Origin of the sequence: Calothrix rhizosoleniae SC01 (genome assembly GCF_900185595.1) — a bacterium.
GTDB classification, from domain to species: Bacteria; Cyanobacteriota; Cyanobacteriia; order Cyanobacteriales; family Nostocaceae; genus Calothrix_A; species Calothrix_A rhizosoleniae.
On record NZ_FYBH01000333.1, the window covers coordinates 1 to 11,956 of the forward strand.

Below are 11,956 nucleotides of genomic sequence, written 5' to 3' on the forward strand. Positions count from 1 at the left end.
CTTAGTAGGAAATTACTGCTCTAGAAATATTACCTCTAATTTAGGGGACTACGGACAGCTACGATTCCAGATGAGCAGTTTGATGAAGAACGGTTCGTTACCATTGGCATGGATGCCTTTGGTAGAGTCTTGGTAGTTGTCTACACCCTGCGGGATGGATGATGAGATTCGGCTCACTTCTGCCCGTAAAGCAACTCGACAAGAGCGACAGCAATACGAAGAGGAATAGGTATGGAAGCAGAATATGATTTTAGCCAGGGTAAACGAGGAGCGATCGAATCCACACCACCGGGAAAAACTCGCATCACCATCCGATTAGATGATGAAGTCTTAGCATGGTTTCGTGAGCAGGTTCATTTAGCAGGTGGAAGTAGCTACCAAACCTTAATTAATGAGGCATTGCGTCAGCATATTCAGCAAAGCCGTGAGCCATTGGAAGAAACTTTACGCAGAGTTGTCCGTGAAGAACTTAAGCGGATTGAAAAGTGAAGTACCTAAAAGAAGGCTAACAACAACGGAGGTAGGTGAAAATTATATTAATCCTCCTATCAAGGGTGATTATACGGATTTTTTGTATACTAAAGAACTGAATGACTTTGTGCGATCGCTAATCTTGTAGTTAAACCAACAACTGTTATTTGCTTACTTGCTTTGTTTGTGCGATACTCCCGCAGGAAGTATTTGTCGTCATCCTCAGCTAATCATAATTCCTAGTTTCAATAATTTCTTATGGAATTTTTTGCCGTATTGTTATCCGGACTTTTAGGTATAATCTCCCCGGCTGGACTAGTAATAGATCGCACAGCAGAAAATGCTATCCGCAAACAGCTTAGCCAAGCAGAAAAGTTACAAGTGCGGGTAGATAATGCTCCGACCCATCAACTGCTCCAAGGTAAAGTCAATCGATTGAGAATTGCCGGACGTGGTCTAAAATTAAAAGGGCAAGATATTCGGGTTGCTGCCTTAGAAATAGAAACAGATGCCATAGAATTAACTTCCCTTAGCTTCAATCGTAAACGCCCCCTATTTAAGCAACCTCTTCAAGCTGGTTTGCGTCTAGTATTAAATCAGCAGGATATTAATAAATTCTTGCAATCCCCCCAATTTAACTCGTGGTTGGGAAAATTTAGTCGTAAATCTATTAACTATGATAAAACATCTAATCGTAATACATACACATTATCTGATACTCAAGTAAAATTTTTACCTGAAAATCGTCTGAGTTTACAGGTAAAAATACAGGAAAATAAGCAGGGAAAACCGCTTTTAGTTTTAGCGGAATCAGGCATAAATATATTGGCTGGGAGAAAAATTACACTGGTTGAGCCAGTTGTTTTAGTAAATGGAGAAAAAGTCCCCCCTCGATTCATCAACCAAATAGTCAACAACTTAAATCAAAACTTAGATTTAGCTCAATTGGAAGGTGACGGACTGCAAGTGCGGCTTCTAAAATGGGACATGAAACCAGACAAAATAGAAATCGCAGCATTCTTGAGAATCGATCCATCCGCTAAATTTTAGGGAACTCCCTCTTGTGAGCATCCTGAGCAAACTGGTTTTCCTCACATCACAGTGTCATCTCAGCTCTATTAGCAGGTTTTTATATGAGCGAACAAAGATCCAATCGTATTTCTTCAGGAGTAATTGCAGCAGTTTCCGCCGCAGTTGTTGCTGCTAGTGGCGGTGTAGCTTTATTTACTTGGAATTCTAGTCAATCTCCTCCACAAGATAACCCACCACAAAGTACGCAAAAACCTTCTCCAGATGGGACAAGCCGACCAAATCAGCAACAAGATGCTAGCATTTTCTGGCTGAAGGACAATGGTACTAATTTAGAGTTAGTTTCCCAATCTCTGAAAATATCTAACGGCGATAAACCAAACCAAATTTTAGAAAAAGCTTTCCAAACTTTGTTAGCAGGACCGACAGAAGGTACGGGTTCCACTACTATCCCTCGTGGAACTAAACTTTTGAGCCTCAAACAAGAGAACGATACCATTTATGTCAATTTATCTCCAGCATTTACCTCTGGGGGTGGTAGTGCCTCAATGATGGGTCGTTTAGGTCAAGTTATTTACACTGCTACCAGTTTAAATCCCAATGCCAAAGTTTATATTCAAGTGGATGGGAAAAAACTAAAAGTACTTGGTGGAGAAGGTGTGGAAGTAGATCAGCCCATGACTCGCACAGCTTTTAAACAAAACTATCCACTTTAATTTGTACATTATGAAGTTAGGAGTTAGGAATTCACTAACAACTAACTTCATCCCTGCAAAATCCAAAATTGTTATGACTCCAATTTGGTAGAACCCAAATATTTGGTTAAATAAGGAGAAAAAACTTCATAAATCAACGTTAATGGCTGCCCATCATGCCAAAACAAGTAATGGCGACCCCAAAAAGGTCCAGCTTCCCCAAAAGCCGACTCTAAAGCCTGGGAGTAACCATAATAAATTCCCTGTACATCTCTATACAATTCGGTGCGAATCCTGGCTAAACTCGCCCAAATAGGTAAAGAGCGATTTTGTAAATACTCGTCGACATGGGAAGCCTCCCACCAAGAGCTAGCATACCCCAATCTTTGACCAGAAGCATTACGCAGCCACACCTGTCTTCTCAATCTTGGTCCGGGAACAACTTCTATTAATTCCGGAGCGCCATCTAAATCCATCCCAATCAACGACATATCGATCACATCTACTTCTGTGGGTTCTCTCGTTAGTAGCTGTAAATGTCGTGTCGGCGAGCCATCACCCAAAATTAATAATTGCCAAGCAGGTGCTAGCTGAGAATGAGGCAAACCTTGCTGAATTACCTCCTCACCACCATGCCAAATAGGAGTTAAGCGATGCCACTCCAGTGGTTTTTTGAAGCTATCTTTGGGTATAAACGTTACAGTCAATTGTCTTTACAAAACTTTACCTATCTCTATCAAAGCACAAAAATAGCTTTACTAGGGGAAAAAGGAAAAGGAGAAAAAGTTTATTAGGGAACTCCAAGAAATAAATTACCCAATTTTCGTCACCAAAATGACTTTCCCTCCCCCTGCTCCCTGCTCCCTACTCCCTGCCCCTGCATTCATAACGATTGATTATTTTTTTATTTGGAAGTCCCTTACCCTTGCTCCAATAAAAAAGTGACCAGTTCTGAAGCTGGTCACTGAATGATTTATAAATGCGGATGGCGAGACTCGAACTCGCAAGGCAAAGCCACACGCCCCTCAAACGTGCGCGTATACCAATTCCGCCACATCCGCACGGTGTTTGCTAATAAAAAACTATAGCACAACAAACTCAGATATAGTGAGCTAATCCTAATATTAGGATGCAATATTTAACTGTATAAGTGTAGAAATGCACAAAATTTATAGCCCAACTCCATCAGACTTGAAAAAGTTAGCCACTGCACAATTAGCTGAGAGGTAAAAGTTTTGGTAAATAACCCGGAAAGTAAATTGGGATAATTGAATGTTGGTAGTCTATTTAGGAAAGATAGGAGAACTTATATTCTTCCTCATCTGCGAACTAACCAGTCAGCACTAACCAAGGGATGGCACAAAATGCCCACCGGAGGCGATCGCAACTGAACAAGGCTTAATCTCACCTAGTAATTTGAAATAGAGCAATTGCTGATTTTCTGATGTAATTAGGAGAGAATGTCAATTTACTAAACTGATATCACAACTAAAAGATGAAATTTGACAAAATATTAATTGCGAACAGAGGAGAAATTGCTTTACGCATTATTCGCTCTTGTGAGGAAATGGGAATTGCAACCGTTGCCGTCCACTCCACTGTTGATCGCAATGCTCTCCACGTTCAACTGGCGGATGAAGCTGTATGTATTGGGGAACCTGCTAGCGGTAAAAGTTATTTAAATATTCCCAATATTATTGCCGCCGCATTGACTCGTAATGCTAGTGCCATTCATCCTGGTTATGGATTTTTATCAGAAAATGCTCGGTTTGCAGAAATTTGTGCGGCTCATGATATTGCCTTTATTGGACCGACTCCAGAAGCTATTCGCTTGATGGGAGATAAATCTACAGCCAAAGAAACCATGCAAAAGGCCGAAGTCCCCACGGTTCCAGGTAGTGATGGTTTAGTGGAATCTGAAGCAGAAGCATTAAAAGTAGCCAAAGAAATTGGTTATCCAGTGATGATTAAAGCCACTGCTGGAGGTGGTGGACGGGGAATGCGGTTAGTACGTCATAAAAATGATTTATTGCCATCCCTACAAGCAGCACAAGGGGAAGCAGATGCAGCTTTTGGCAATTCCAGCATTTATATAGAAAAATTTATTGAACGTCCCCGTCACATTGAATTTCAAATTTTGGCGGACAACTATGGTAATGTGATTCACTTAGGTGAACGAGATTGTTCTATTCAACGCCGCAACCAAAAACTATTAGAAGAAGCTCCCAGTGCAGTTCTTGTTCCAGAATTACGTCAAAAAATGGGACAAGCAGCAGTCAAGGCAGCTAAATTCATTAATTTTACTGGTGCGGGAACCATCGAGTTTTTGCTGGATAGTCACGGTCAATTTTACTTTATGGAAATGAACACCCGGATTCAAGTAGAACATCCGATTACGGAGATGATTACCGGGGTAGATTTAGTCGCAGAGCAAATTAGAATAGCTCAAGGAGAGAGGCTGAAATTGACCCAAGACCAGGTTCAGTTAACAGGTCATGCCATTGAATGTCGTATTAATGCCGAAGACCCAGACCATAACTTTCGACCAGCACCAGGAAGAATTAGCGGTTATTTGCCTCCTGGTGGTCCTGGAGTCCGGATTGATTCCCATGTTTACACCGATTATCAGATCCCACCATACTATGACTCTTTAATTGGTAAATTAATTGTTTGGGGACCTGATCGCTCCACAGCTATTCACCGGATGAAGCGAGCATTAAGAGAATGTGCGATTACAGGATTACCCACAACTATTGGATTTCACCAAAAAATTATGGAAAACCCTCAATTTATCAAGGGACAAGTTTATACTAATTTCGTCCAAGAACAAATGCAGTAATATTGTTGAAGATTTGAGATTTTGGATTAGTCAGGCTTATTAAGCAACGGATGGTTTGTCCTCCAAACTGATATAGCTACGGTGATTAGTGTAAACGTGCAAACATAGTCAGCAGTCCTTGCTGACCCAGAAGTATTTCTCTGAGTAAACTAAAAATACCAACCCAAATCACCGGGGTAATATCGACACCGCCAATGGGTGGCACTAATTGACGCAATGGGATTAAAAAAGGTTCAGTTGGCCAAGCGATAAGATTGAAGGGCAAGCGGTTGAGGTTGACTTGGGGATACCAGGTCAACACTATCCGCAAAATAAATAAAAGAGTCATCAGTGCCAACAACGGACCAAGGGTCCAAGTAGCAATATCAATAGCAGTCATGAGGTTGAGGTTTGTTAAAGAATCAAGATTAAGCTTTATAAAGCTTAATTTTTTATTTTAACCTAACGCGGAAGTCCCCACCCTCAATCTCACAGGGTAGAGGGGAATAAGGGAGTAATACTAATTCTCCAAAGTAAAACTACACATGGACAGCAGGGGTGCAGGGAGCAGGTAAGCCACTACGTTGCGCGGTAAGCCATTGCGGTGGACGGGTTTCCCGGCATAAAGGAGGCAGTGCGGTGGACGGGTTCCCCGGCATAAAGCAACTGCCGTCAAGTGGCGCAACCCGAAGGGGAGCAGGGGGAGAATTATCTGTAGCCAGGATTTAGAGAAATGGTATAAGGAACAGAGAACAAGGGTGGAAGGGAGAAGGATTGTGAATTGGCCTACCAGGGATTCAAGACCCTACATTTATGAACCCTGCCTCCTGCCCCTTGTCCTCTTCATCCTGCCCCCTAATCCTTGTCTTCTTCATGCCTCTGCTTCCCAAGGATGTAATAGACAATTAGAATTAGGATGAAGTATGTAAAAAAAGGTTGAGTTCTATGACACCTTCTTTAGTAAATTTTTTTTGGAGCTTGGTTTTAGGTGCAGTAATTGTTGTCATCCCCATAACACTGGCATTGATTTTTATTAGCCAAAATGATAAGATTCAACGTTCATAAAACTTAACCTAGGGATACACGTAAGTCATAGGGACGACCTTAAGGTACGTGTAACATGTGGTACAAGCAATTCAGCATTAATTTGTACAGGTGTCAATTGCCAAATGACTGAATTTGTCAAACCTATTCAGACATTAGCAATTTATATCTAGCTAAATTAGCTTTGGATTGATAGCTTCAAAGCATACTAACTGCTTTGAAGCTTTAATAATATTATGTATAGCTACAGTAGTGATTTTTATTGTAGGTCGTTAATATAGATTTGATATTAGGGAAAAAAAATGATAATTTTCGGGCTGAACTCAGCCAATATTTTGGCTCAGGTAAATTTTGGGGCGAACTCAGCCAGTATTTTAGGTATATTCTTGGCTGTGGCTGGGGCAGCTCTGTATTTTTTGCGTACTGTACGTCCAGAACTTTCACGGGATCAAGATATATTTTTTGCTGCTGTGGGGCTACTGTGCGGCTTTATTCTTATTTTTCAAGGGTGGCGCTTAGACCCAATTTTGCAATTTGGGCAATTGCTACTGGTGGGAACCACAGTATATTTTGCTTTTGAAAGTATTCGCTTACGAGGAATCGCCACAGAACAGGCTAAACGCAATACTAAAATTGTTGATGATGAGCGACCAGTCAGCAATAATTATAGATACAGTAGAAAGTCTGGTTATCGAGCAGAGGTGGATGCGGAGTTAGAACCCCTGCCTTATGATGAAGACTATTATTATGAAGAAGAACGTCCTCGAGCTAGGATTCCTGGAAGTAGAGATAGCCGTTTATCTCGTAGGGATGAGTATGATGAGAATGAATCCCCTCGTCGTTCAGAACGTAATCAAGGGGAAAGGTCTTCTAGAAGTCGAAGACGGGATGCTGACAGTTACAGCAGCCGTTATTCCGAAAAATTTGATGCTGATGATGATTGGGATAGTTCTGCCTATAAACCAGCTGATGATTGGGATCGCTCCATAAGGGATGAAAGAGGAACAAGAGAAGGACGAGAAGGAAGAGGAGAAGGAAGAAGACCCTCTAGACGTTCCAGTAATGGTTCTCGACGTTCAGAATTTTCCTCTCGTGAAGAAGTGACTCCCAGACCAAAAAAGCGCCGCCGTCGTCCTGTAGATGATGAATATTCAACTCCGCCAATGGCTGATGATGATGCAATGCCAGTGGAATATAAGCCCATCGAACAGTCAGATGATGAACCAAATAACCCAACTAACTTAGATGATGTTTAAATAGGTTACTGTAGGGTTTCGCTGATCTGCGACGGAAAATATTTTGAGGTGAAAAAAGTTACACCTGGATTTCGACTCCAAAGATTCAATCATTGGGGTCTAATACCATTTTGGATTTTAGATTTTAGATTTTGGATTGTGAAAGAGTTACTATATAAGCTTTTCAAATTTCCATCTGTCACAATCATTTTTCAAATTGGTATAGGTTTGATGCTGACAGTTTTACTGTTTGCTTGTGGTAACTATGAAACTCCCATTGTTTCGACTGATCTCAATAGTCGCTACACTGAGGAAAAACCTGCTTTAAGTGGGGATGGACGATTTTTAGCTTTTGTATCCCATCGTAATGGCAGCCATCAATTGCTGGTTCATGATTTACAAAAACAAAGGTTTATTTCTACTCCCCGTTTAAATCGACGAAATATTCTGATTGAAAGTCCTAGTTTGAGCTATACAGCTCGTTATATTGTTTATATTACTAGCGACCGGGGTAGACCTGTGGTGGGATTATACGATCGCGCCACCCAATATTCCCAAATCCTCACACCTAGTTATCGGGGTTGGATAAGAAATCCGAGTATTAGTCCTGATGGGCGTTATGTTGTTTTTGAAACCAGTATTCGCGGTCAATGGGATATTGAAATTTTGGATCGGGGTCCAAATATTGAGTTAGATATTCCCAATGGAATGAAGGTTCCAGCTCCTCCGGGGAGTTAGGGAGTGATGGAGTGATGGAGTGATGGAGTGGTTGGGAATGGAAAAATTAGATAATTTATTGTTTGCAGTTCCTTGAATCAGAATTCAAAAGCCAACATCAGTAACTAATGTTGAAAAAGTTTAATTTGATACTGTTTTTTACTAGTTTAGGTTTAGTTAATGGCTGTGTTGGTTACCCACGTTTGTTAAATTCTGCTTTCGATCCAAGTGGGAGAAGTTTGAATAGTCCAGCCACAGAACTGAATCCACATATTTCTGGAAGATATATTGTTTTTACTAGCGATCGCCGGGGTAGCCAAGATATTTATTTATTTGATCGTCTCAGGCGCAGTTTAATTGATTTACCGGGATTAAATTCACTAGATACAATGACTTCCCATCCCACTATTTCTGAAGATGGTAACTACATCGTATTTATTGCTTCCCGTCAAGGGCGATCAGCAATTTTTCTCTATGATCGCCAAACCCGCCAATCCCGCAATTTAACCTCTAATTTGCCAGCAGAAGTCCGCAACCCTATGATTAGTGCTGATGGTAGTAGGATTGCTTTTGAATCTAGTGTGAATGGACAGTGGGATATTTTAGTTTATGACCGTTTTGGGAGACCAGTGAAGGAGTGAGGGAGTGACGGTTGATAGTTGATAGTTGATAGTTGGGAGTTAAGATTTTTTATTTTTCACTCCTTCCCTCTTTCCCTCCTTCCATCTTTCCCCTCTCTTCCCACACTCCCCTTGCTCTTCAATTCTGCTGCTCGCGAACAGCATTAATAAGCGATCGCACTTGTTCAGTTCCTTGGGAAGGTTCAAAGGAAAATGGGAACTTACCTCGATTAATCATTCTTAATCCAAGGGGAGCAATACTGAGTAAACCCTGGAGGTCTCGAAAATAATTACCAACTACTTGTAAACCGAATTGGCGTTCATCAATCCACCCACCTGCTTGAACTAACTCTACTAATACCTTGCGGTGGCGGACAGAACGGCTATCTTGTTTGCTTTTTTGGGGGATAATTTCCTGTTTAATTTTTGATATTTGATCCAGGGGGGCTACTTCCATGGGACAAACGGAGTTGCAATAATAACAGCGAGTACAACCCCAAACTCCTTGAGTCCCTTGATTATATTTTTCCAAGCGGTTTTGGCTGTCATCATCTCGGGAATCTGCCAGGGTGCGGTAAGCTTTGGCAAGAGCATGGGGACCGACAAAATCAGGATTAACCTGCACAGCATTGCATTCTGAATAGCAAGCGCCACACATAATACAATTACCCGTTTGGTCTAATTGCGATCGCTCTTCTGGTGTCTGTAAAAACTCTCGTTCTGGAATCTTTCGACTAGCAGTACTGACATAAGGTGTGATCGCCTCTAGATTATTCCAGAAATTAGTCATATCCACCACTAAATCCTTAATTACAGGCATATTACCCAAAGGAGCTATGGTAATTTCCGGAATATTATCACCATCATTTTGTAATCTAGAAATTTCGCTGCCAACATTTTCCTTACAGGCTAGAGCCGAACGCCCATTAATTACCATTGAACAACTACCACAAATGGTATTGCGACAATTTTTGCGAAATGCTAAACTGCCATCTTGCTCCCATTTAATGCGATTGAGACAATCCAGAATAGTATTACCTGACTCTGTTTCCACAACATAAGTTTGCCAGGTAGGAACAGAGTTTTCTTGTTGTCGAAAAACTTTAAAAATAACTTGCATTTTTACCAACCAATATCTTGAATCTCTCCATAGGAGAGAGGGAATGATTTACTCATAGAGGTTAATCTCATGTAAATATTATGGTTTCCCCATATACAAAAGCATTCTGGTGTGAGAATACCCTCAAGAAGAATGAGTATATTTTCAGCATAACCACGAAAAAACACGTACATAGATAGTAAAAGTAAACCTAACTGCCAAAAGCTTCATATATACCGCAATTTAGTCATTGATTTGCTTTCGCTGTAGAAGTTTACTCCTCAATAAAATCCTCTCCACTAAGTAGGAAAGTGCAAAAAATGTAACTAAAAGTCAGTTGAACCTCAAAAATTTTGCCTTCTGACTTGTAAGTAGGGAATAAGGAACAGAGAACGGGGAACAGGAATAAAGCAAATTACATAACTTGATGGGAAAATTTTTTTCATCGGGACTGCCTCCTAATCTTGCCATAATTATAATTTTTAATGTCAACTTACTTACAGATGAGTGCAAGCAAGAGAAAAAATAGATCCTTGAGCAGTTAAATTCTTATTTGTAGTTATATAGATTTGTTAAAAAAGTTGATCAATATCAGGGAACCATAGTCCAGAAACACTGAGAGGGAACCCAGTTGTAAAAAACGTCCTTATCATTTTTATGAATTTTTATAAAATTACGGTCAGGTAATAACGGCAATGGGAATAAACTGGCTGAAAAATTCTCATAGCTTTTCCTCCTGGTATTAACTCAGTCACTTAAGATAATAGGACAACTACAAGTTTAATTCAAAATTAAACAACTATTTTGCTATTATTAGATCATGCTAGTATTTAATATAAAATTACCCAGCAACAAAATCAGTCAAGTTTGCCATAATCAGGGCAGAATAATACTTTTTGTTTCTTGGTAATGGTCAGATGAGAAAATTCTCATCTTTACTGGCAGAATAAAAGATTAGATGCCTACAAGATCTAAGGGGAAATAATATACTGTCTGCTGCGAAAGAGAGGGAAAAGGTAATAACCTCTACCTCTAAAGCTAGAGAGACAAGTAATAAAAGTGGAAAGGTTTGAAATTTCTTTTTGGGTCTACTACTATTCTCAGTAGCTGGACTCACTTGATTGGCGAAGTTGACTTCAATTTAATATAGTCACAGCTATACCAAAAGAGAAAAATGTTTCATTCACGGCGGCACAGAAAGGTTAAAAGTGCCGTGGAATTACTTGAACTAATGCCATTGGAACCATGAATAAAACTCATTGTAGATGGCCTATATCAGGTAATCTTGGAAAACTATCAGCAGAAATAAACCACTAACCCTATGGTCTTGTATGGATTGTCATGATGTCAAAAATCGATTTTCGGATGAATTTAGACATCACCTAATTACATGGAAAAGTAAGGATATTGGGAGCGTAATGACTGAAACTGCAACCGCGCCATTAACAGGAAAAGCACTGCTTGCTAAGGTAAAAGAACTTTCTAGTTTGCCACGTAGAGAAAGAGCCAAGCAGTGTGGTTATTTTACAGTTACTAAAAATGACCAAGTTCGCGTGAATTTGACTGATTTTTATGATGCTTTACTGTCTGCAAGAGGTATTCCTCTAAGCCCAGAAACACCCAAAGATGGACGTGGGCGCGAACCGACATATAGGGTAAGTGTTCATCAAAATGGTCAAATTGTCATTGGTGCAACTTACACCAAAGCTATGAACTTAAATCCTGGTGATGAATTTGAAATCAAACTAGGCTACAAACATATTCACTTGATTCAACTAGGACCAGCAGACACAGAATCAGATGATTCAGAATCAGATGAATAATTTTTGTTAATGATAGGGGGTGAGTTCTGGCAAAAAAGCTGAATGACTGATCCCTGGATTACAAAATATGAATAAATGATGATGTATATGACACCCTACTTAGTCTTGACGAATAGAAATCGTTTATAGATGAAAGTAGAATTGTCCAGTAGTTTTGAGGAAACGGTGATCGAAATTTTCCTGGGCTATAACATTCCTCAATCATTGATGAAAATCGGATATTGTTCACTCCCTTAGTTACCAATCCTAGAAGATAAATGTAACTGGGGAGTATTTTTTTCACAATTCACACTAGGATGAGTATATATAGCGCTACGCGCAAGTAATAAGTAACCAGTAATAAGTTTACTGTTTATAGGTTTGGGCTTTCAACAATGTCTTAAACTAATTTCGTACTGCTATAAG

At 40.1% G+C, this 11,956-nt stretch carries 12 protein-coding genes and 1 tRNA gene; 9 read left to right on the forward strand and 4 right to left on the reverse strand.

Annotated features, from left to right (window positions below):
* Positions 1-231 precede the first annotated feature (231 nt).
* The 3 genes from CALSC_RS20355 to CALSC_RS20365 all read left to right on the forward strand — a co-directional run bounded on the left by CALSC_RS20355 (position 232) and on the right by CALSC_RS20365 (position 2,216).
* The gene (locus CALSC_RS20355) at positions 232-489 is read left to right on the forward strand and encodes a BrnA antitoxin family protein (protein WP_088243100.1); all 258 of its coding nucleotides are present in this window, start codon (positions 232-234) and stop codon (positions 487-489) included.
* 240 nt (positions 490-729) lie between these two features.
* Positions 730-1,521 (forward strand): LmeA family phospholipid-binding protein, encoded by a 792-nt coding sequence (locus CALSC_RS20360; RefSeq protein ID WP_088243101.1) that lies wholly within the window; start codon positions 730-732, stop codon positions 1,519-1,521.
* Positions 1,522-1,604: 83 nt separating this feature from the next.
* Entirely contained in the window at positions 1,605-2,216 is a 612-nt protein-coding gene (locus CALSC_RS20365; protein WP_088243102.1) for a GerMN domain-containing protein, read from the forward strand.
* 71 nt (positions 2,217-2,287) lie between these two features.
* Here CALSC_RS20365 and CALSC_RS20370 read toward each other — a convergent pair whose 3' ends face one another.
* Together CALSC_RS20370 and CALSC_RS20375 are read right to left on the reverse strand one after the other, a co-directional pair.
* Positions 2,288-2,902: a chorismate lyase gene (locus CALSC_RS20370; RefSeq protein ID WP_088243103.1), complete on the reverse strand. Its 615-nt coding sequence runs from the start codon at positions 2,900-2,902 to the stop codon at positions 2,288-2,290.
* Between the two features lie 273 nt (positions 2,903-3,175).
* Positions 3,176-3,256 (reverse strand) — tRNA-Leu (locus CALSC_RS20375).
* A 434-nt stretch (positions 3,257-3,690) separates the two neighbouring features.
* Here CALSC_RS20375 and accC point away from each other — a divergent pair.
* On the forward strand, positions 3,691-5,034 hold the full coding sequence (gene accC, locus CALSC_RS20380) for an acetyl-CoA carboxylase biotin carboxylase subunit (RefSeq protein WP_088243104.1): 1,344 nt from the start codon (positions 3,691-3,693) through the stop codon (positions 5,032-5,034).
* Positions 5,035-5,119: 85 nt separating this feature from the next.
* On the opposite strand, the gene CALSC_RS20385 is transcribed toward accC, so the two are convergent.
* Positions 5,120-5,413, reverse strand: coding sequence for a YggT family protein (locus tag CALSC_RS20385; RefSeq protein WP_088243105.1), 294 nt, complete (start codon positions 5,411-5,413; stop codon positions 5,120-5,122).
* 545 nt (positions 5,414-5,958) lie between these two features.
* On the opposite strand from CALSC_RS20385, the gene psbX reads away from it, so the two are divergent.
* The 4 genes from psbX (at position 5,959) to CALSC_RS20405 (ending at position 8,650) form a co-directional block, all read left to right on the forward strand.
* Positions 5,959-6,078, forward strand: coding sequence for a photosystem II reaction center X protein (gene psbX / locus CALSC_RS20390; protein ID WP_088243106.1), 120 nt, complete (start codon positions 5,959-5,961; stop codon positions 6,076-6,078).
* A 281-nt stretch (positions 6,079-6,359) separates the two neighbouring features.
* Entirely contained in the window at positions 6,360-7,313 is a 954-nt protein-coding gene (locus CALSC_RS20395) for a Ycf66 family protein (RefSeq protein ID WP_088243107.1), read from the forward strand.
* Between the two features lie 48 nt (positions 7,314-7,361).
* Positions 7,362-8,030: a TolB family protein gene (locus tag CALSC_RS20400; RefSeq protein ID WP_407641957.1), complete on the forward strand. Its 669-nt coding sequence runs from the start codon at positions 7,362-7,364 to the stop codon at positions 8,028-8,030.
* A 107-nt stretch (positions 8,031-8,137) separates the two neighbouring features.
* Positions 8,138-8,650 carry a TolB family protein gene (locus tag CALSC_RS20405; protein ID WP_088243108.1) on the forward strand — a complete coding sequence of 171 codons (513 nt, stop codon included), beginning with the start codon at positions 8,138-8,140 and terminating at the stop codon, positions 8,648-8,650.
* A gap of 118 nt (positions 8,651-8,768) precedes the next feature.
* On the opposite strand, the gene CALSC_RS20410 is transcribed toward CALSC_RS20405, so the two are convergent.
* Entirely contained in the window at positions 8,769-9,749 is a 981-nt protein-coding gene (locus CALSC_RS20410; RefSeq protein ID WP_088243109.1) for a succinate dehydrogenase/fumarate reductase iron-sulfur subunit, read from the reverse strand.
* A 1,397-nt stretch (positions 9,750-11,146) separates the two neighbouring features.
* On the opposite strand from CALSC_RS20410, the gene CALSC_RS20415 reads away from it, so the two are divergent.
* A complete protein-coding gene (locus CALSC_RS20415) occupies positions 11,147-11,551 on the forward strand; it encodes an AbrB family transcriptional regulator (protein ID WP_088243111.1) in 405 nt (134 codons plus the stop codon).
* Positions 11,552-11,956: the final 405 nt, after the last annotated feature.

Coding starts and splice junctions, on each gene's coding strand:
- CALSC_RS20355 (WP_088243100.1), top strand. CDS start 232: ATGGAAGCAGAATATGATTTTAGCCAGGGTAAACGAGGAGCGATCGAA.
- CALSC_RS20360 (WP_088243101.1), top strand. CDS start 730: ATGGAATTTTTTGCCGTATTGTTATCCGGACTTTTAGGTATAATCTCC.
- CALSC_RS20365 (WP_088243102.1), top strand. CDS start 1,605: ATGAGCGAACAAAGATCCAATCGTATTTCTTCAGGAGTAATTGCAGCA.
- accC (WP_088243104.1), top strand. CDS start 3,691: ATGAAATTTGACAAAATATTAATTGCGAACAGAGGAGAAATTGCTTTA.
- CALSC_RS20385 (WP_088243105.1), bottom strand. CDS start 5,413: ATGACTGCTATTGATATTGCTACTTGGACCCTTGGTCCGTTGTTGGCA.
- psbX (WP_088243106.1), top strand. CDS start 5,959: ATGACACCTTCTTTAGTAAATTTTTTTTGGAGCTTGGTTTTAGGTGCA.
- CALSC_RS20395 (WP_088243107.1), top strand. CDS start 6,360: ATGATAATTTTCGGGCTGAACTCAGCCAATATTTTGGCTCAGGTAAAT.
- CALSC_RS20405 (WP_088243108.1), top strand. CDS start 8,138: ATGTTGAAAAAGTTTAATTTGATACTGTTTTTTACTAGTTTAGGTTTA.
- CALSC_RS20410 (WP_088243109.1), bottom strand. CDS start 9,749: ATGCAAGTTATTTTTAAAGTTTTTCGACAACAAGAAAACTCTGTTCCT.
- CALSC_RS20415 (WP_088243111.1), top strand. CDS start 11,147: ATGACTGAAACTGCAACCGCGCCATTAACAGGAAAAGCACTGCTTGCT.